This window comes from Vibrio sp. TH_r3, from assembly GCF_033101115.1.
Lineage (GTDB): Bacteria > Pseudomonadota > Gammaproteobacteria > Enterobacterales > Vibrionaceae > Vibrio.
This window is the reverse complement of record NZ_JAWMPW010000001.1, coordinates 351,179-370,960: the sequence shown is the minus strand read 5'-3', so window position 1 is coordinate 370,960 and position 19,782 is coordinate 351,179. Positions and strand designations below refer to the sequence as shown.

The window sequence follows — 19,782 nt, the reverse complement described above, 5'->3', positions numbered from 1 at the left end:
CTATGGCGAAAATTAACAAAAGCATAATTAGCGATATTCTCACCGCTGTTGGTGGACATTCAAATATTGTTAAAGCGGGTAATTGCATGACGCGATTACGTTTAACTCTCACTGATTTTGATAAAGTTGATAAAGCAACATTGAATGCGATGCCCTCGGTAATGGGTATTGTAGAGTCAGATGAACAACTACAAATTGTTATGGGGCCGGGCAAAGCTCAACAAGCCTCTGAGTTAATGAATGAACTATTAAGTGATAGTACGCTGGAAGTTTCTGCGCCATCACAAGATCTAGAAGCAATAGCGAAACAGAAAAAATCTCAAGTTAAGAGTAAACAAACAAGTTCGGTACAACGTTTTTTAAGTAAGTTTGCTACCATATTTACGCCGCTTATTCCTGGCTTTATCGCTGCTGGTCTACTACTTGGATTGGCTACTCTGATAGAGCAAACCATGATTGTAGGGCAAGATCCAAGCGAGTTCATGGTTAGCTTAGTTGCCTACATGAAAATATTTGGTAAAGGGTTGTTTGCATTTTTAAGTATCTTAATTGGCTATAATGCTCAACAAGCCTTCGGTGGCTCTGGAGTTAATGGGGCGATACTCGCATCGCTATTTGTGTTGGGCTACGATGCTAATGCTACTTCTGGTATCTATTCGGGTATGAGTGATTTCTTCGGCTTTGCTATTGACCCCCGTGGTAACATTATTGGTGTATTACTTGCGGCAATAATTGGAGCGAAAGTCGAACGTCTGGTACGTCAATATATGCCTGATGATCTCGACATGATACTGACTTCAGTAGTAACACTACTTATTATGGGAGCCATCACTTTCATCGTTATTATGCCTGTTGGTGGTGTGTTGTTCAAAGGTATGTCTTGGTTATTCCTAAACTTAAATGATAATCCTTTAGGTGCTGCAGTGTTGGCTGGACTATTCCTCATTTCAGTTGTATTTGGTATTCATCAAGGCTTTGTTCCTGTGTATTTTGCTTTGATGGAAACACAAGGGTTTAATTCTTTATTCCCTATATTAGCAATGGCAGGAGCGGGGCAGGTTGGTGCGTCTCTAGCGCTTTATTGGAAATCAGAAAAATCATCAATACTACGCACCCAAATTCGCGGCGCTATTATTCCTGGGATTCTTGGTATAGGTGAGCCTTTGATTTACGGAGTTACCTTACCTCGGGTTAAACCATTTGTTACCGCTTGTATTGGCGGGGCAGCGGGCGGTTTCTTTATTGGTTTGATTTCTTTACTTGGTTTTCCCGTTGGTTTAAATACGGTGTTTGGTCCTTCAGGAATAGTGGCTATACCTCTAATGACTTCTCATGAAGGTATTTTCTTAGGCATGGCTGTCTTCATTTGCGGATTGATCATTTCTTATATTGTAGGTTTTTTTGCAACTTTAGTCTTTGGTACCAAAGATATCGACTTGAGTTAAGATTATAATTATTCGATAGTAAATTTAAGCGAAAGCGTCAAGATACGTATCTTTAAAGAAAGAAGATGTATTCAGTATAAATAAAAACCCACAGCGCAATACTGTGGGTTTGTTCTGTAAAGATTACGACTCTTTTTAATATTATTAAACTGTTTTGCTTACAATTTACCAACCGTAGCCCAAACCGCGGCTAACATATCATGGCCAAATGCTGCACTTCGCTCTGGTGACCATCCATAAAGTTCATCGGCATGACTGATATGATCCTTAAATGGCATTTCGACAGTGTAAGATAAGCATTTGAATTGTTCTGCCACCCATTTTGACCCCACAGTTAAGTTTGCTTTGCCTGGTTCATCTTTGTCGTAACCGACTGAATCTTGGAATTCAGGTGTTATGGTGAGCAAGGATTGTTTAAAGTGATTTTCTAACTGCGCTATTCGAGTATCGTAAGAAGGAATACCTTCACTACCTGCAACAAAATTGTATGGAATGGCTTCATCTCCGTGGATATCAAGGAACATATCAACACCTGATTCCAGCATGCGCTCTCTTACAAGATAAACTTCGGGGCTGCGTTCCATCGAAGGAGTCTGCCATTCCCTATTTAGGTTTACGCCAATGCCATTGGTTCGTAAGTGCCCGCGAATACTACCATCTGGGTTCATATTAGGTACAACATAAATCATTACTTTATCGAGTAATGAACGACCAACTGTATCGGTTTCATCAAGTAATCTCTGTAAAAGCCCCTCGATAAACCATTCTGCCATGGTTTCCCCTGGATGCTGGCGGCCAATTATCCAAATATTTTTCTTTTCAGCACTGGGTTCCCCGATGGTTAACAAGCTAATATCATTATTATCTAGTGTCTGTCCCAATGTTTCTAATTTGCACGAAGGATGTATTTGCGCACTGTGCAAAAGGTCTTGATGCCTATCGTATGAATAGGGTGCGAAATAAGCAAAGTACACTGAATCTTGTTCAGGAATGAGCTCAAATGTCAGTGAATTGCCATCAAATTTAGCCGGAATACGAATCCACTCCTCGCGATCATAAGACGCGACAATATCGTAATCCTCCCAGCCTTCAGGATAAGCCGAAGTGGCTAGATCACTAATAGTGAAATGGTGTGGTTTGTTAGCCTCGGTTTCTAAGCGAAAGTGAAACCATTGTGAAATGTCGGTTTGGTTATCTGCAGGAATAGTCAGTTGAATATTTTGTGGTGAATCTGCTGAAACCACGTGAATGTTGCCGCTTTCGAAGTTACTGAAAATTTTCATTGTCATTAATATCTTGTGGTTGAGTAAGTATAAGACTATCACACTTTTTTATTGATGAACTATTCGCAAGCTTTTTCCCATCGGTTATGTACATGTTGAATTGGTATTGCGAGAGCGGTTAGAAAAATCACTTTAATTTGGAGTGTTATTTATTTTGTGAATGAATGCGTACCACAGTGGAAGATAAACAAATAAATTAGTATATTGAGGGCCTTGTCACTATTGAGTTTATTGTTAGTATAAAGTGCAAAATAAAACTAATAAAAAGTCTAGCTTAGCCGATATAGAGTAATGCTTAGCATTATTGGTAATGTTTAAAGTAGAACTTAACTCGGTTTATATTACCGAATGCTTGCGACTGGGAGTAGCGCATGAATTTTTTATCACAACTGAAAGTAAAAACCCGCTTAGCTATTGGCTTTGGCATATTAGTATTTTTAATGGTGTTGTTAACTATATTGGGTATTCAAAAAGTTAATTTCATTGATGCTACATTGTCAGAAGTGACCGATGTCAATTCAGTGAAACAACGATATGCAATTAACTACCGAGGTAGTGTTCATGATAGAGCGATTGCCATTCGAGATATAGCTATTGCGCGCAACCCGCAAGAGATAAATGAATTAGAGAGAGAAATTTATCGCTTGGAGCAATTCTATACTCAGTCAGAACAGTTAATGCAAAAGATGCTCAATAATAATATTTATTTTTCAGAACAAGAACTGACAATTCTCAACAAAATTAATCAAGTAAAACAATCTACTCAACCTTTGATTGAAAGGATTATAGAGCAAAAAAAACAACAACATCTGATGGTTGAAACCGTTCTTGACCAAGCTCGTCCTGCTTTTATATCGTGGCTTAATAGCATCAACGAATTTATTGATTATCAAGAAATGTTAAATCAACAGTTAACTCCAGAAGCTAGAGCGATGGCAGGGGGATTCCAAAACTTAATGCTTGTTTTGAGTTCGATAGCGTTGGTTATTTCCGTTATTGTTGGCGTTATAATTGAAAAGAGCTTCCGTCGAACCCTTGGTGGTGAACCTCACGAAGCGCAGCAAGCTATTCAAATTATGGCTAATGGAGATTTAACTCGTCAATATGCTGATCGTTCACCAGGCAGTATTTTGGATTCTTTATCAGCAATGTCGACTAAGTTGGTCAATATTGTAAACAATATTTGTGGAGCCTCGAATCAGTTAGCTCAACAGGTGGATAAAGTGTCGTCTGGCTCTAGCCAAGTACTAAATACTGCAAAGCATCAAGCCTCGTTAACACAAGAAATGGTGCTTAAATTAGAAGGGATGAGGGCAAGTATTGCAGAGATAGAGCATATTGTTAATTTGTCGGAGCAGAATTCTGTAGCAACCTCAGAGCATTCTGTAACAGGACGAGAGTTAATTATGTCTGTAGTCGATCAGATGGAAGATGTAACCGCAGCGGTAAATGGTACGGTGTCTCAGGTTAAGGAGCTCGAAGCGAAAACTGCTGATATTGGTGGAATCGTCAATATGATCAGTGAAATCTCAGATCAGACTAATTTACTCGCGTTAAATGCGGCAATTGAGGCGGCTCGTGCTGGTGAAACTGGCCGTGGTTTTGCTGTTGTAGCCGATGAAGTTCGTAATTTAGCCCAAAGAACTGGAGCAGCAACAACCCAAATTGAAACTTTGTTGAAAGAAGTGCAAACTCAAACAGTGGTAAGTGTTTCTGCAATGGAAAATACTCAGCCAAAGGTCGCGCAATGTAAACAAAATACTTCAGACGCAAGCGATATTCTTGTTGGTATAGAGCAACAAGCGCAAGATACATTAAATGGGGTTAGAGATATTGTTGCGGCAACGCATGAGCAAGTTACGGTTGTAAGTGAAGTTGTTACAGCAATGAATTCCATATCAGATATGTCTGATGAATCAATTCAGTTGAGTGAGAATAACGAACTTGCAGCAAAAGAATTAGATCGATTGTCCAGTCATTTAAAACAAGAAGTATCTTACTTTAAAATTTGATCTTAACTAAACCTAAAATAGCCAAAGCAAATACATTCTCGTTAAGATAGAAAGTCTATTAAAACCAGAATTTATTTGCTTATTTTGCTGTGTTCTTATTGGGACAGGCACTTTATGGAAGGTATTAATTCAACGCCAACATATTATTGCAGACAATTTGTACTTTATTAAGATGCCTGTCCCAATAAGGTAAAGCACAAAAGGAGCCTGTCTTATAAGGTACCTCTTTTAAAATAAAGAACTAATTGGCGGTAAAGGTGATGTCGCCGTAATAGGCAGTGACGGTTTGATGGCTATTATCGGTATCCGTCATAATGGCGGTGACGTCGATATAACGGTAGGCTTTTTCATTCTTTTCGGCGCTGCCTTTGTCACCGAAATTAGTTATTAGATCCTGATATACGTTGCGCTTTTCAGTATACCAATGCTTCGGTGTGGCGTTTTTACCTCGTACAGCAAGCATTTTTGCATTATCTACATAAGCATTATTCCATTGGGTTTGCTGTGTTTGGTTGGAAGACCAGACGTAGTTTAAGGCTTGAGTTTTCCATACTGTCCAGCCACCATCTATAATTAGGTAAATTCTTGCAGCGTAATCATCGCCTTGTTTTGTTTGCTCATCTAGACCGGTTAATTTATTTTCAATACGCCAAGACCAGTTAATATAAGGCGTTTGAAAAAGATCTATTCGCTTTTCTAACGCTAATCCAGAAGCACTATCAACACTTGTTGCTTTAAGTACGGTACGCGTTTGCTCTTTAACGAGTTGATAATCTGTATTTCCACTGAAAGACTTCGATTGCCAATCGGATAAATCACGATTGGAAAATTCGGTAACGTTGTTTTCGGTGGTTTCAGCTTGTAAATTTGACAAGCTAAAAAGTGTGATCATAGCCGTCAGCGTGAAGTTTTTTTTCATTTTTTGAGTATGCCGAGACTAGATTTCTTTCATCGCAGACACTACAGAAGGGTCGTTAATCAGATTAAAAAGCATGCTCTTGGCCGAGGCTCTTTGTGCATCAGACAGTACTTTATTTGGATTTTCTCTGCATTGGGTAAGGATATTTTTGATGAACTTGCTATTAGTACCAGATAGCTCATAAACAAATCGAAGTGTATCGAGCAATTCCGTTTGGGATAAGCTGTAAACTGCCATTTCGCACTCTAATTTGTCCATCGCAAGAAGGTTATCGACGACTATTTTTCGTTCTGCTTTAAATTTTTCACTGGCTTCATAGCTATTGATTAGGGCTTGGACTCGTTCTGCTATAGCGACTGGTACTTCCATTGTTGTTGTTTTATATGTCATTTGGTGTCCTTGTGGATTTTGCTGATATTGCCTGCGCTATTGCTGCATACTTTATACTGAGTGTATTAGAGTTAACATTTTATGGCTAGGTTTGATGTTTGTATTGTAGCAGTCTTATTGCAACAGGTGAGCCTTGTGGACAACTTTTTTTCGACAGACGATTAGAACGGTGAGTAAAATTACGCTGTAGAAAGAGAGACTGCCACCACTTGAAGATGATGAATCAACAGTACTGATACTATCGCTATTATCATTGTCTACGCTGTTATAATAATATTGATCTCTGTCCTCACTTGTTACTGTGTAATTTGGGGCTTCATTTCCTTGTAACACACTGGTTATCCAACTTTCATAATCGGTAACTTCAGTAAAAACCGATGTGTCATCACTTGATGCGTTATAGCATCCTGTCCATCCATAGCTGGTTATGCCCACTTGAACGTAGTTGCTGTTTGAATCTGAATCGCTTGTGGTTGAGTTAGCATCCCAGTATAAAGGCCCCCCAGAATCACCCGAGCAGGTTGAATTTCTTACATTGGTGGTGCTGTCGTAGCGTCCAGACATACAAAGCTGAGAATCATTTAGGTTATCAAAATCGCAGTAGTCTTCAGATTGATATTCTAGTGTCGTTTGCAATAGTGTTTCTTCGTCACCGGTTTCGGTTAACCCGTGTCCAACTGCAATAAATTCTGTTCCATCAACACGATAGTCTATTGCATTAGTTTGCGATGCACGCGTGGCATAATCGCTTGAGTTAATGTTCATTTCTTCTGCTAGTTTTATTATCGCGATATCGTTGGGCCAAGAGGTACTATCGTCAGATGACGAGTCAATATAACCGCTGTGTACATAGAATTCAGACGCTCTAATTACGTCAACAGTGCCATCTAGAAACTCACTTTCATCTTCCATTTGAGGGACGACAGATGTGTAAATAAGATAATCTTCATTTAAATTACCTTCACCATCATATAAGCAGTGAGCGGCGGTAAGAACATGCTGACTATCAAGAATCGACGCGCCACAATACAGTGAATAAATACCTGAGTAATCCACAGCATCGTAATAGAGTGTCGCAATTGATGGCCAATCTCCATTGCTACCGGTACTGGTGGTTTCGCCATTGTATATTAAAGAAGAAATATTAGAGGATGCTAAAGCTACTTGATTGACATTACACCAAACAAGCACGGCAGTAGTTACAATAAACAATGTGCGCATATAATCTTGATTAACTCACCTGAATAAAATTATGACTCTTCATCATAGAATGAAATTGTGAAGTAAATTTGGAGAAAATTCCCAATGGACTTTTGCTAAGCGTATTGGTTGTTATCAAACTATCGACGATTGAGAGATAGAAGAAAGACCTAATCTGACGGATAAGAGGAGCTCTGAGTCACAGCTATGGTGGCCAGTTCTTCATCGGCACAGGATATGGTGATGCTTTTAAAGTTAGCCAAAGGCGTTTCTAATTGATAATGCACCTTAGTCGGTGAAATAACTTGTATTGAGGCTTGGTTGTGAGAACGTTCTGTCGTCAGGCTTAGGCGCAAGTTCGGTGGCATGGCTCTGTCGGTAATCCCCTCAGTCCAGTTCACTTGATAGGCAGGAGAAGGAAGATCAACTTCTCCCGTGATGCTTAATTGATAACGATTGTTTACGTTAGTAGATGGAGTAATTATGGCACTCCAGTCCCTACTGGCATAAACCGAACACTGCGTTTTTTCCTGAAGTGAAGGCGTAGTCGTTGTTGGCGCCGCGATCGGGTTACTTTGCTCGACGCTATTTTTACTTGAAATATTTTGGCAACCCATAAGGCAGAAAGTTAAAAATGTGATTGGTGTATAGTTCATTCTATTCGCCTTAGATCTGAAATTAAACAAGCGTGCGTAGCAATTACATACTGCTGTACAAGTAAAAATATCAGCGTTAATGATGATATCGTCCAAATAAGAGACTCAATACCGTTACTATCATAACAATTAGTAATGATAGTAACTAATACTTATAGCAATTCATAACCCAAGCAATCTATAACTCGACCAGTTAATAATAACAGCTAGTTGCTTTGTTTTATGTCTAATTTTGTTATGGTATGGCATTACTCATGGATATACCTCATACGAGGTCATTTAAAGGAAAATTGATGGATTCATTACCGTTAGACAACTCTGTGGTGGAGGTAGAGTGGCTCAAAACACATATAGATCACCCAGATTTAGTCGTGCTGGATGCAAGTTGGTTTATGCCAGGCATACAGCGAGATGCGAAAGCCGAATGGCAGACAGTGCGTATCCCAAATGCGTTGTTTTTTGATTTTGATACTCTGATATGTGATTTAGATTCTGATTTACCACATATGTTGCCTTCTGAAGACCATTTTTCTCAACAAGTCGCTAAAATGGGCATCAATAATAACCATAAGGTTGTTGTTTATGACTCACATGGCTTATTTTCTGCACCGCGTGTTTGGTGGATGTTTAAAGTGATGGGCCATGAACATGTTGCTGTTTTAAATGGTGGGCTACCTGCATGGGTAACAAACTCTGGTGTTGTAGAAAATGGACCAACTAAAACGCGCTTACCAAGTACCTACCAAGCGAAATTTTGCTCAAATTGGATAGTTGATAGTGACACTTTACTTGGACAAATAGAGGATTCAAATATAGCCATCTTAGATGCTCGAGCGCCTGAGCGTTTTAATGGGCAACAGATAGAACCAAGGCCAAATGTAAGAAGAGGGCGTATACCTAATTCGAAAAATTTACCGTTCGTTGAACTAGTTGAAGATGGATACCTGAAACCTGCCGCACAATTGAAGACGAAATTTGATCAAGTTTGTACTTCAGAACAATCGTTAAGTTTTTCATGTGGTTCTGGTGTCACGGCGTGTATTTTGGCATTGGCGGCAACTCAATGTGGAAAAAGCAATCTTGCTGTTTATGACGGCTCGTGGACAGAGTGGGGAGCTCGCCACGATTTACCTATTATTTAACTCAATGTTTTTGCTTAAATAAACGTTATAAGGCTCTGGTTAACATTTAACCAGAGCCTTAAGTCAAATAGACTGCTTATCCTTCAAATAAGTAGGAATAATCTGCGTATCCTTGTTGCGCTAATTGTTCTGCAGGAACAAAACGAAGAGAGGCTGAATTCATACAGTAGCGTAATCCTGTTGGCGCTGGACCATCCTCAAATACGTGGCCAAGGTGCGAATCACCAAAACGACTGCGCACTTCTGTTCGTGGGTAAAAGAGTTTGTAATCTGTCGTTGTGACAACGTAATCTTCAGACAATGGCTTGGTAAAACTTGGCCATCCAGTACCAGATTTATATTTATCAGTAGAGGAAAATAGCGGTTCACCTGTCACTATATCAACATAAATACCTTCTGCTTTATTGTCCCAATATTCATTGTGAAAAGGACGCTCAGTTTCGTCATTTTGAGTGACGGCATATTGTAAAGACGTTAGGTTTTTACGAATTTCACTATCGCTCGGCTTGCTGTATTGCTTAATGCCAACTTTTTGCGTCTTAGCATCGATCATTTGGCGTAAAGTCACTGGGTTTTTGGTTCGATCTTCGCCAAATAGTGCATCTAAGTATTGATCACGACCCGACGCATGACGGTAATAGCCATAACGAATGTTGCTCTTTTTGTAATAATCTTGGTGATACTCTTCTGCTGGGAAGAACTTAGTATATTCAATTAGCTCAGTTGCGATTGGTTGTGGGTAAATGTTGGCTTCATCCACCTCTTGAATAAACTGCTCGGCTATTGCTTTCTGTTCTTGAGTATGGAAGAAAATAGCAGGACGATATTGAGGGCCTCTATCAACGAATGAGCCTTTATTATCGGTTGGATCCATGTGTCTAAATAGATAATCAATTATTTGTTCATAGCTCAATACATCGCCGTCATAAGTCACTTGAACGACTTCAATATGACCTGATGTGCCAGATGAGACTTGTTGATAAGTTGGATTATCAAGTTCACCACCAGCATAACCAGAAACAACGTCAACTACGCCATCCAGTTTTTCAAAATCAGATTCAGTACACCAGAAGCAACCGCCTGCGAGTGTGGCGACTTGGCTATTTTTTGGCATAGTATGGGTATTTTCTGCCTTAGCAGAATGTTCTGGCATGATACTCAATACCAATACTGGTAATAGCACGGCAAAAGAGAGTAACCATTTCGATAATCGCTTCATGTCTTTCCCTTTAAAAGGTTAATAAATTTGTGTAGTTATATAGACAGGAACAACAGTAAAAAACTTTCAATTTTTTTTAAATAGAGGTATGTGCAGAGATAATACGTCATAGCGATAAGTAAATAGAGGATATGGTTACATACTGGTCACGCTTGGTTGTGATTTATTGCTAAGGACTTTGTTAGTTGATGACGATGGTTTTTTTTAGTCAAATAGAACATAGAAGGACAGCCATCCCTATTAAAACAGAGATGGCTCGATTGAATTACAGCTTGCTATATTCGATGGCAATTTGAGCGCCTAAACGGGCGTTATTTAATACCAATTGAATATTAGAATCTAAGCTGTTTCCACCGGTTAACTCGCATACACGAGCCAATAAAAATGGAGTAGACTCTTTACCAAAAATACCTTGTTGATCGGCTTCTTTAAGTGCGGTTTCAATCGCTTGATTAATAGTGTCGGTAGGCATGGCGTATTCAACAGGGATTGGATTCGCAATAACTGCACCACCATTTAAGTCCATCTCCCATTTGGCTTTTAACGCTGCCGCAATTTGGTTAGCGGTATCGAGACGATAATCAATACCATGTTCACTTTCGCGAGTATAGAAGGCAGGTAAACTGTCGGTTTGATAGCCGATAATAGGAACACCTTGAGTCTCTAAATATTCACGAGTTAGAGATAAATCAAGTATTGATTTTGCCCCGGCACAGACAACAGCAACGTCAGTATTAGCCAACTCTTGTAGATCAGCAGAGATATCCATAGTTTCTTGTGCGCCACGGTGTACGCCACCAATTCCACCCGTAGCAAAGATTTTTATGCCAGCCATCGCAGCAAGAATCATTGTGGCCGCAACAGTAGTCGCTCCATCTTTTTGGCTAGCGACGATAAATGGGATATCTCGGCGACTTACTTTAGCAACCTCTGATCCTGCTTTACCTAAGTAATTGATTTGTTCTTCAGTTAAGCCTACTTTTAAACGTCCTTCAATAATCGCAATAGTAGCCGGAACCGCGCCCTGCTCACGAATGGTATTTTCTACTAACAGTGCCGTTTCAACATTTCTAGGGAAAGGCATACCGTGAGAAATAATGGTGGATTCGAGAGCAACAACAGGTTGATTGTTTGCTAATGCTTGGGCAACTTCTGGTTGAATATCTAGGTATTTCTCTAACATGTGATGGTTTCCTTTAATAAGCGTTTAACCGCTTTTTCAGACATGGTTGAATTAATCGTATTATCGGCAGTAAGTGCTAATCGTGCGGCACCTAGAGCAAATTCGACAGTGTCGGACCACTGCCATTGTTTTAAGTGACCGTGCGCTAGTCCTGCCATTAAAGCATCTCCCGCACCGGTAACATTGTTAACTTGTGTTTGTGCTGGAGAGATAAAGTTCGCGCCCTGATGATTACTTGAATACGCGCCTTTACTGCCAAGGCTAATTAAAAGCTGCTTTATTCCTTTGTTATGTAATATATCGGTGATCTTTTCTAAATCAGATGGTTGTTGCATCGTGACTCCAGAAAGTAATTCAGCTTCTATCAAATTAGGTTTAAGAGTGTGCACTCTATCTAAAAAAGGCAGTAATTTAGGGGCTTTTACCGATGACACCGGATCGACAAAAATGGCAGTGTCGCTATGTATATCAAATAAGTAATCTAGCGCGTCTGGGCTTATATTTGCATCAAGAACAATGGTTGAAGCACGGTTGATAACCCCTTCTCTCTGGCGAAGTTGATCGGAACTCAGGTTGTCAATTAACTTCATGTCATTGAGAGCCAGTTGCATTTCTCCATCGCTATCATGAATGGATAAATAACTGCTAGACGTCGCTCCGGCAATGGTTAGGCAGTTATCAACGTTGACGCCTGCTTCTCTGCAAGCGTTTTTTAACTGCTCTCCCCAGACATCATCGCCCATCACACCAATAAATTGGACAGAGCTACCTAAGCGACTAAGGTTGTCGGCAATATTGCGAGCAACGCCACCTGCACTGCTAATTAATTCACCAGGATTAGAATCGCCTTGAATTAAGTTGGATGTTGAGCGACCGCATAAGTCCATATTGGCGCCGCCTATTACAACGGCATACTGATCGGGGCTAATAATATATCCTTTGCCCTGAATAAACCCTTTTTTGGTTAAATTCATTATATGCCCAGCGACGGCACTTCGGCTTAGCCCCAATTTAGTCGCAAGATCTTGCTGAGCGATCATAGGTTCATTGCGTAAAATATCGAGTATTTGTTGTTCTCTTTTTGTCATAAACATATGTCCGTCATGCAAACTTAAGTTTGTATAATAGCGCTAGTTTTGGATGTATGTAAAGAAAAACGCAAACGTTTGGCATTGATCACGAAATGCTATGTAACAGATTTTTTCTTTGCACAAAGGAGATGTCATTTATTCGGGTTTGAGATCTATGCTATATCGCTGAGATGAAGAACTGAATAAGGCTTGTAATGAAGGGAGTCAAAATAAGTGGAGAATTTCTACTCGTTTACTTGGTTAGTGAAACGAGTAGAAATAGGAGAATAAAGCGCTTTTTTACGGTTTTTATCTGATAAAAATCAGCAGAAAAAATCTGTTTACGCTGTGACAGAAGAAGCAGCATTAGATGACAAATAGCTTTCTAATATTGCACTTTCTTCTTGGCTAAACTCAAGGCCCAGTTTACTTCTACGCCACAAGATATCGTCGACTGACACCGCCCATTCATGTTCAACCAAGTAATCCACTTCAGCCTGATATAAGCCATGTCCGAAATGACGTCCGAGTGACGTTATATCGCTCTTCTCGGCTAATATTGTTAACGCAATAGTACCGTAGGCTTTTACATAGCGTTGTGCAACTTTGTCTTCTAACCAAGGGTATTGAGCACGTAAAATAGAGGTCAGTTTCTCTCTACTGGTAAAATCTCCGCCAGGTAACGTGGCGTTTTTGGTCCATGCTGGGTCCATGTCTGGGAAAAATGGTTCAAGTTTATCAACTGCCGCTTGGCCTAATTTTCTATAAGTGGTGAGCTTGCCTCCGAAAATAGACAGTAGCGGGGCATTTGGCAGAGTTTCATCAAGCTCAATTGTATAATCTCTCGTTACAGCTTGAGCATCAGATGATTCATCTTCACATAGAGGGCGAACACCAGACCAAGTTGAAATAACATCATCAGGAGAAACTTGTTTAACAAAATGTTGGTTAACAATATCGCACAGATAATTGATTTCATCTTGATCAATTTCGACTTTAGATGGGTCGCCAGTATATTCGACATCGGTGGTACCGATGACAGAATAATCATCAAGATAAGGCAGGACAAACACAATGCGATTATCTTGGTTTTGCAATATAAACGCGTGGTGTTCTGGGTACATTTTCGGCACGATAACATGGCTTCCTTTTACTAAACGGATGCCACGAGGTGAAGCCATTTTTAATTGCTTATCGAAGAATTTATCTACCCAAGGGCCTGCTGCGTTAACTAAGGCTTTGGTTTTAACTTGACTTACTTCGCCAGTTAAGGTGTTTTCTATGTCGACGATCCAACCATCCGCTTGGCGTTGAGCACCAATACATTTAGAGCGAGTATGAATTTCTGCACCTTTTTGTTCGGCTAATTTGGCATTAATCACCACTAAACGAGCATCGTCAACTGCGCAATCTGAGTATTCAAAGCCTTTTTTCATTTCTGGCTTTAACGGTCCTTTAGCAGAGAACTTTAAGCCATGGCTCGCAGGTAATGACACTCTTTTACCAATGTTATCATACAGAAAAAGACCAATACGAATCATCCATGCAGGACGAAGATGAGGACGATGAGGGAGCTGAAAACGCAAAGGAGAAACTAAATGAGGAGCGTTTTTTAGTAAGACTTCTCGTTCGGCTAAGGCTTCACTGACAAGACGAAATTCGTAATGTTCTAAATATCGTAAACCACCGTGGATCAACTTACTGCTGGCTGAAGAGGTAGCAGAAGCGAGATCGTTCATTTCATACAATGCAACATTTAAACCTCTACCGGCAGCATCACTTGCTACAGCGGCTCCATTAATACCACCACCAATAACGATTAGATCATGAGTTTTTTCAATTTTCAACATTACCTAGACTCCAAAATGTTCGAACGAGCAATTATGGTCGTATAAGAACATAAAGTCGCAATAAAATCGACCATTAAATGATAAAATTATGTTAAATTTTGTTGTGGTTAACACTTTTACTCACTATTAATCCATGCGAAACATAAGGTTAAAGGGTTGTAGAAGCCAGGTTTGCTGGGGTGATAAGCACAAATTGTTAAATTTGTGTTTTTGTTTAAATGGTTTTGTTCGAACGAACTTAATTGGTGTGGTGGTAAAAACTAAACGATTGTAGTGAATGATAATGCCGTCGCGTAAGAGGGGGATTGAATCGTTATTGGTGAAAGGATCCGCAGTTGGACAATGCAACTGCGGGTACAGAGTGTTATCAGTAGGTGATGATTTAACCAACAAGCTGGCCATAAGGAAGATAAATAAGATTACATATTACAAGCATCACTTGACTCAGTAGGGTAATGATCATACCGAATTTTCTTTTTGCCATGTTCTCTTTTAAAATGCCTGTGCCGTGTAAAGTACGTCCGACAAGAAGTAATAATCCTGCTATATGGATTAGATAGATTGAACCGTCATTGAATTCTAGCAACATCATTAAAATAAGTGAAATAGGGATGGTTTCTATTGCATTACCATGTGCTGAACGGGCAATTTGGAGGGCTTTTACTCCGCCATCTGCGTAGGCAACTTGGCCACTTCTACGTTGTTTGATTACTTCAAATGTTAACCATATTATTAACAACATAAGAAGTGATGCATACAAAGCCGTAATCATTATTAACTCCACTATTTAACCATTGAATAGGAGGCTAGAATAAACGAGTTTGTTTATCATTTCCCTTTTATTTTTGTTTTTCCGATTTTCCTTTTGTTATATTCCTTCTCTATAATGTTTGGGTGCGAGATTAAATGTTTTATGGAATTGATTAGAAAATTCGTATTGGGATGCATAGCCAAGTTCGATTGAAATAACTGAGATACGTTTTTTTGTGGATCTTAACAATCGACAAGCTTGGTCCATTCTTTTTCGGATAAGGTAGTCTTTCGGAGATACACCAAGCTGTTTTTTGAAGGCTTTCCTAAATTTTTCATATCCCCAACCTTTATCTGCGCAGTACTGTTTTAAGTCGAATCGAATGGCATAGAGCCGATCAAAATCAGCGATACTTTCCGCGATCATATCATTTGGAACAGCACTCTCATCTTGGAATGTAAGTAAATGTCTAATGATGTTAAGGAAAATCAAATAAGCATCAAAGACCTCCTCTTGATTGGCGTTTTGTAATCGATCCATTAAAGATTCAATATGTTGTTGGGCATCGGGATAAGAGACATTGTTGTAAACGGCGATATGTTTATTGATTAAGCCCATATTACATAAATGTTCATATAACTCACTATTACAGTCCAAATAATACTCTTGCCAATCACTTGCGGGTTTGACCACCGTGGTGTGTTTCATTTTAGGTCTACGTTGAAAAACACATCCGGCACTGAGCGGGAAGTGTTTGCCTTTTTCATCGGTATAACTTCCTTCACCTTTAATGACATAAACCAGAGAATAGAATGGAAATTCGACGTTGATGTGTTCTGTTTCTATCCCCGGTTTATGGATGTATCCGCAACCAATCCAGTTTTGAGATACCCCTAATGTACGAGAGTAATTGAGTGGAGCGTTAACGCCGGAACACTGTTTTGCTAGTTGTTCGCTTGCAAATAAATTTTCTTTTGCCTGAAATTTATGCTGGTTTTTCTCAATCATTATTCTATCCAAATAAAATGTATCATTTCCATTTAGCATATTATATATACCAGAACTGGTATTTAGTTTTGTGACTGTCCCAATATAATTGGCTTTATATTGAGGTTAAGGAGCAAGAATAATGAGCCAATCAATTAAGCCAAGACTGTCTATTGAAAGTAGCTTCCATACTAATAATAACGTGTGTTCGGTAAACCGAACGTATGCAAAAAATTGTTCGAATAGAGTAAGCGAGAGTTTTACCAATAAGCATATCAAATTGACCAAGAAACATATCAATCCACAATTGATACTGAATCGCGATCGAATGTTGGTTGAATTTGGAATTAAGTTGGCAATGTTAACCAAAGGGATATATGCAAGATTGGTTGAGCGTGGTTTAGAGGCTTATTTGCTTATTATTCCATTAATACTGTTGTTTTTGGCTCTTTAGATTTTATTTAAGGGTTGGTCCCCTTTGAGGATGCTTAGTTAGCATCCTCTTTTTTATCTGCTAATTAACCGCTATTTTTCGATAGTTGTTTTCATGGCTATTATCTGTATGGCACTTATCTGTGTAGCAAATGTTTACGTGGGAATTATTTACGCGACAGCTGCTTTTGCGAAAGAAATACCAGGGCGATACCACCTAGAATACAAGCCGTTGATAGAATAATATTCATAGATAACGGTTCTGATACGATAAACAACCCTCCAACTAAAGCGATTGCAGGTACCGATAATTGCACAATAGACGCAGACAATACCGTTAATCCTCGTAGAGCACTGTACCAAATGACATAACCTAAAGCTGAAGTTACTGCACCCGATATGACGGCTAACCACATGCCGGTTTGGTTGATGGATTCAAGATCAATTAACCAAGGTAAACAAATAACAGACAGTGCAGCACTGCCCATAAAACCTTGAGTGGTGGAGCGTAAAGGTTCGCCAGAACGTTTACCTTGTAAGGTAAATATTGCCCAACTTAGGCCAGAGATTCCCATCAATAATGCTGAAAATAAATCAGGTCGAGTAGCTGATGGTAGCAGTAAAATAAGAAATCCAGTGACAGCAACGGCGATTCCTACCCATTCAAAAAAGGTTAAGCGATTCCCTTTGACAATATGGAAAGTGAGCATACTTAATTGCACAATACCGAATAAGATAAGTGCGCCCGTGCCCGTGCCTAGTTTGATATAAGCGAATGAAAACAACAGCGCATAAATGAAGAGAGATATTGATGAGGTCAGGAATGATTTTTTATCGCTGATCAGCTTTGTTTCACTGGGTTTTTTAGCGATCAGCCAAATAGCTATTAAAGTAATGGCACCCGAAACTATACGTATAATAGTAAATGAACCTGCATCAATCTGCCCTTCAAGTAGTGCGATACGACATAAGATAGAATTTGCCGCAAAGGCACACATTGCGATTATGGTATAAATAATGGTTGTCACGTTGAGTACTTTATAAATAGGAAGTAACGCAATACTACGTGTTTTGAGATGTCTATCTAGTTTAAGGTGTTCCAATATATATGATTTAGATATATGCAGTCGGTATTACGTACTGTTTATGGCTGCATTTGACCAATGTTGTTACTCCTTTCTAATATAGCGATACTTTTCATAACGGTTATATTTCTAGTTATAGCGGCACTTCCAATATGACGAGTTAGTCAATGATTTTCACAGGTAAACCAACCTCTCTTTTTTGAAAACTCACCTCTACTAATACGCTCAGTAATTGACCATCTCCACAAAAATTTTTTGTCATCGGGTCTATAGTGACTACTGCTAACAGGTAAAAAACCTGAAATTAAAGTCAATAAAAACAAAGACTAATATGGGAATGAGAAGTATTCTTGATGGTTTTCGTTTTTAATTGTACGCGACAACACCTTAACTAAAAAAGTAGTGACACCTCTATCATTTTACTCGACTGAAATAGATAGCATTTTTACTTGATAGATAAAAATAGCACTTTTATTCAACTGATTAAGATAGCGTTTTTACCCAACTCAATAAGGTAGTACAGAATGAGCAACTCATTAAAGGATATGACTCTACCACCTGATCTTACGGTTAAAAAAGGATCGGGTCCGGTTCGCACTAAGTTTCCCATCTATTCTAACTCTTTACCCCCTTGCAATCATGCCTGTCCAACGGGTAGTAACATTCAAAAATGGTTATCACTGGCTCAAGAAGAGCGTTATGAAGAAGCGTTTCAGGAATTAGTGTTAAATAATCCACTTCCAGCGATTCATGGTCGAGTCTGTTATCACCCATGTGAAACCGCCTGTAACAGAACGTATGTCGATCAATCTGTGAGTATTCACGCGGTAGAGCGTTATCTTGGGGATCTAGCCATTGAGCAAAAGTGGCCGATTCGATTTGAGGCAAAACCAACCGGAAAAAGAGTATTGGTAGTGGGTGCTGGGCCTAGTGGGTTAGCGACCGCATACCATTTAAAGCGATTTGGCCATGATGTAGAAATCCAAGAAGCGGGGCCGATGGCGGGCGGTATGATGCATTTTGGTATTCCAGCCTATCGATTACCTAGAGAAATATTGAATCAGGAAATTAATCGAATCCAAGCGATGGGAATTAACATTGCTCTGAACAGTAAAGTGGACGATTTGTTAGCAGCCAAGGTGAAAGGTCAGTTTGATGCGGTTTTTCTTGCGATTGGTGCGCATGTTGGTAGGGGAATTGATATACCAAGTGATGATCCAGGCATCGCAATTGATGCTGTTACCTATTTACGCAATATAGAAATGGGCGAACCACCTCAGTTAGGACGGCGGGTAGCAGTGTATGGTGGAGGCAATACTGCAATGGACGCGGCTCGAACCGCTAAGCGTTTAGGTGCAGAAGTAATGATTATTTATCGTCGCAATAGAGAACTAATGCCTGCACACGATTTTGAATGTGTGGAAGCGATGGAAGAAGGGATTAAATTCCACTGGTTGAGAACCATTAACAATATAGATGGTTGTAAATTTACCTTAGAAAAAATGCAAATAGTAGATGGCCGTCCGAGTCCAACAGGGCAATATGAGATGATTGAAGCCGATTCTCTGATTCTAGCGTTAGGGCAAAATATAGATACAAAAATCACGCGTAATATTCCAGGTGTAGAACATAAAGCAGACGGAACATTGATGGTGAATGATCAAATGATGACCGGCTATCCTGGGTTATTTGCTGGTGGCGATATGGTGCCGAGTGACAGAACGGTCACTATTGCGGTTGGCCATGGTAAAAAAGCCGCTGCACATATCAATGGCTTCTTAACTGGACGAGCGTTTTCTAAGGCATCAACCAGTCCATTGATCAAATTTGACCAATTGCATCTTTGGTATAAAACCGATGCAGATCAAAAAGAACAACCTGCGGTAGCACCGGATATTCGAACTCGTTCATTTAACGAGGTAGTAGGTGGACTGACAGAAGCCGAAGCATTATTTGAGTCACAGCGTTGTTACTCCTGTGGTAACTGTTTTGAATGTGATGGCTGTTTAGGTGCTTGCCCTTATGGAGCAATAAGCTCCAATGGTCAGGGAAAAGGCTATTCGATTGATTACAATAAGTGCACGGGTTGCGAAGCCTGCTACACACAATGTCCATGTCATGCGATTGAAATGGTCGCGGCTGAAGTGAAGTAGGGAGT

Annotated in this window: 17 protein-coding genes; 5 read left to right on the top strand and 12 right to left on the bottom strand. The window is 39.7% G+C overall.

Going from position 1 to position 19,782, the window contains the following annotated elements:
- Window positions 1-2 precede the first annotated feature (2 nt).
- Window positions 3-1,445 (top strand): PTS N-acetylmuramic acid transporter subunit IIBC, encoded by a 1,443-nt coding sequence (gene murP / locus R3X26_RS01565; protein ID WP_317715357.1) that lies wholly within the window; start codon window positions 3-5, stop codon window positions 1,443-1,445.
- A gap of 158 nt (window positions 1,446-1,603) precedes the next feature.
- On the opposite strand, the gene R3X26_RS01560 is transcribed toward murP, so the two are convergent.
- Window positions 1,604-2,728: a M14-type cytosolic carboxypeptidase gene (locus R3X26_RS01560; protein ID WP_317715540.1), complete on the bottom strand. Its 1,125-nt coding sequence runs from the start codon at window positions 2,726-2,728 to the stop codon at window positions 1,604-1,606.
- A 371-nt stretch (window positions 2,729-3,099) separates the two neighbouring features.
- Between R3X26_RS01560 and R3X26_RS01555 the strand changes: the two genes are divergently transcribed.
- Window positions 3,100-4,740: a methyl-accepting chemotaxis protein gene (locus R3X26_RS01555; RefSeq protein ID WP_317715356.1), complete on the top strand. Its 1,641-nt coding sequence runs from the start codon at window positions 3,100-3,102 to the stop codon at window positions 4,738-4,740.
- A 241-nt stretch (window positions 4,741-4,981) separates the two neighbouring features.
- On the opposite strand, the gene R3X26_RS01550 is transcribed toward R3X26_RS01555, so the two are convergent.
- The 4 genes from R3X26_RS01550 to R3X26_RS01535 all read right to left on the bottom strand — a co-directional run bounded on the left by R3X26_RS01550 (window position 4,982) and on the right by R3X26_RS01535 (window position 7,905).
- Entirely contained in the window at window positions 4,982-5,659 is a 678-nt protein-coding gene (locus R3X26_RS01550) for a DUF3047 domain-containing protein (RefSeq protein ID WP_317715355.1), read from the bottom strand.
- An 18-nt stretch (window positions 5,660-5,677) separates the two neighbouring features.
- Window positions 5,678-6,049 carry a hypothetical protein gene (locus tag R3X26_RS01545; protein ID WP_317715354.1) on the bottom strand — a complete coding sequence of 124 codons (372 nt, stop codon included), beginning with the start codon at window positions 6,047-6,049 and terminating at the stop codon, window positions 5,678-5,680.
- A gap of 114 nt (window positions 6,050-6,163) precedes the next feature.
- Window positions 6,164-7,270, bottom strand: coding sequence for a S1 family peptidase (locus tag R3X26_RS01540; RefSeq protein ID WP_317715353.1), 1,107 nt, complete (start codon window positions 7,268-7,270; stop codon window positions 6,164-6,166).
- Between the two features lie 149 nt (window positions 7,271-7,419).
- Complete coding sequence (locus R3X26_RS01535) at window positions 7,420-7,905, bottom strand: hypothetical protein (protein WP_317715352.1); 486 nt, start codon at window positions 7,903-7,905, stop codon at window positions 7,420-7,422.
- Between the two features lie 293 nt (window positions 7,906-8,198).
- On the opposite strand from R3X26_RS01535, the gene sseA reads away from it, so the two are divergent.
- Entirely contained in the window at window positions 8,199-9,047 is an 849-nt protein-coding gene (gene sseA, locus R3X26_RS01530; RefSeq protein ID WP_317715351.1) for a 3-mercaptopyruvate sulfurtransferase, read from the top strand.
- Window positions 9,048-9,123: 76 nt separating this feature from the next.
- On the opposite strand, the gene msrB is transcribed toward sseA, so the two are convergent.
- The 6 genes from msrB to R3X26_RS01500 form a co-directional block, all read right to left on the bottom strand.
- Window positions 9,124-10,266 (bottom strand): peptide-methionine (R)-S-oxide reductase MsrB, encoded by a 1,143-nt coding sequence (gene msrB, locus R3X26_RS01525; RefSeq protein ID WP_317715350.1) that lies wholly within the window; start codon window positions 10,264-10,266, stop codon window positions 9,124-9,126.
- Window positions 10,267-10,531: 265 nt separating this feature from the next.
- Window positions 10,532-11,449, bottom strand: a complete 918-nt coding sequence (locus R3X26_RS01520; protein WP_317715349.1) for a pseudouridine-5'-phosphate glycosidase — start codon at window positions 11,447-11,449, stop codon at window positions 10,532-10,534.
- Window positions 11,443-12,537, bottom strand: a complete 1,095-nt coding sequence (locus R3X26_RS01515; protein WP_317715348.1) for a PfkB family carbohydrate kinase — start codon at window positions 12,535-12,537, stop codon at window positions 11,443-11,445. Before R3X26_RS01515 ends, R3X26_RS01520 begins: the two co-directional genes overlap by 7 nt.
- Window positions 12,538-12,860: 323 nt before the next feature.
- Window positions 12,861-14,369, bottom strand: coding sequence for a glycerol-3-phosphate dehydrogenase (glpD, locus tag R3X26_RS01510; RefSeq protein WP_317715347.1), 1,509 nt, complete (start codon window positions 14,367-14,369; stop codon window positions 12,861-12,863).
- A gap of 382 nt (window positions 14,370-14,751) precedes the next feature.
- A complete protein-coding gene (locus R3X26_RS01505; RefSeq protein WP_317715346.1) occupies window positions 14,752-15,141 on the bottom strand; it encodes an MAPEG family protein in 390 nt (129 codons plus the stop codon).
- A 96-nt stretch (window positions 15,142-15,237) separates the two neighbouring features.
- The gene (locus tag R3X26_RS01500; RefSeq protein ID WP_317715345.1) at window positions 15,238-16,128 is read right to left on the bottom strand and encodes an AraC family transcriptional regulator; all 891 of its coding nucleotides are present in this window, start codon (window positions 16,126-16,128) and stop codon (window positions 15,238-15,240) included.
- A 121-nt stretch (window positions 16,129-16,249) separates the two neighbouring features.
- Here R3X26_RS01500 and R3X26_RS01495 point away from each other — a divergent pair, with 121 nt between their 5' ends.
- A complete protein-coding gene (locus R3X26_RS01495; protein WP_317715344.1) occupies window positions 16,250-16,561 on the top strand; it encodes a hypothetical protein in 312 nt (103 codons plus the stop codon).
- Window positions 16,562-16,706: 145 nt separating this feature from the next.
- On the opposite strand, the gene R3X26_RS01490 is transcribed toward R3X26_RS01495, so the two are convergent.
- On the bottom strand, window positions 16,707-17,567 hold the full coding sequence (locus R3X26_RS01490) for a DMT family transporter (RefSeq protein WP_317715343.1): 861 nt from the start codon (window positions 17,565-17,567) through the stop codon (window positions 16,707-16,709).
- A 581-nt stretch (window positions 17,568-18,148) separates the two neighbouring features.
- Between R3X26_RS01490 and R3X26_RS01485 the strand changes: the two genes are divergently transcribed.
- Window positions 18,149-19,777, top strand: a complete 1,629-nt coding sequence (locus R3X26_RS01485; protein ID WP_317715342.1) for an NAD(P)-binding protein — start codon at window positions 18,149-18,151, stop codon at window positions 19,775-19,777.
- Window positions 19,778-19,782: the final 5 nt, after the last annotated feature.

Coding starts and splice junctions, on each gene's coding strand:
- R3X26_RS01545 (WP_317715354.1), bottom strand. CDS start 6,049: ATGACATATAAAACAACAACAATGGAAGTACCAGTCGCTATAGCAGAA.
- R3X26_RS01555 (WP_317715356.1), top strand. CDS start 3,100: ATGAATTTTTTATCACAACTGAAAGTAAAAACCCGCTTAGCTATTGGC.
- R3X26_RS01505 (WP_317715346.1), bottom strand. CDS start 15,141: ATGATTACGGCTTTGTATGCATCACTTCTTATGTTGTTAATAATATGG.
- glpD (WP_317715347.1), bottom strand. CDS start 14,369: ATGTTGAAAATTGAAAAAACTCATGATCTAATCGTTATTGGTGGTGGT.
- msrB (WP_317715350.1), bottom strand. CDS start 10,266: ATGAAGCGATTATCGAAATGGTTACTCTCTTTTGCCGTGCTATTACCA.
- R3X26_RS01485 (WP_317715342.1), top strand. CDS start 18,149: ATGAGCAACTCATTAAAGGATATGACTCTACCACCTGATCTTACGGTT.
- R3X26_RS01535 (WP_317715352.1), bottom strand. CDS start 7,905: ATGAACTATACACCAATCACATTTTTAACTTTCTGCCTTATGGGTTGC.
- murP (WP_317715357.1), top strand. CDS start 3: ATGGCGAAAATTAACAAAAGCATAATTAGCGATATTCTCACCGCTGTT.
- R3X26_RS01500 (WP_317715345.1), bottom strand. CDS start 16,128: ATGATTGAGAAAAACCAGCATAAATTTCAGGCAAAAGAAAATTTATTT.
- R3X26_RS01550 (WP_317715355.1), bottom strand. CDS start 5,659: ATGAAAAAAAACTTCACGCTGACGGCTATGATCACACTTTTTAGCTTG.
- sseA (WP_317715351.1), top strand. CDS start 8,199: ATGGATTCATTACCGTTAGACAACTCTGTGGTGGAGGTAGAGTGGCTC.
- R3X26_RS01495 (WP_317715344.1), top strand. CDS start 16,250: ATGAGCCAATCAATTAAGCCAAGACTGTCTATTGAAAGTAGCTTCCAT.
- R3X26_RS01560 (WP_317715540.1), bottom strand. CDS start 2,728: ATGAAAATTTTCAGTAACTTCGAAAGCGGCAACATTCACGTGGTTTCA.
- R3X26_RS01540 (WP_317715353.1), bottom strand. CDS start 7,270: ATGCGCACATTGTTTATTGTAACTACTGCCGTGCTTGTTTGGTGTAAT.
- R3X26_RS01515 (WP_317715348.1), bottom strand. CDS start 12,537: ATGACAAAAAGAGAACAACAAATACTCGATATTTTACGCAATGAACCT.
- R3X26_RS01520 (WP_317715349.1), bottom strand. CDS start 11,449: ATGTTAGAGAAATACCTAGATATTCAACCAGAAGTTGCCCAAGCATTA.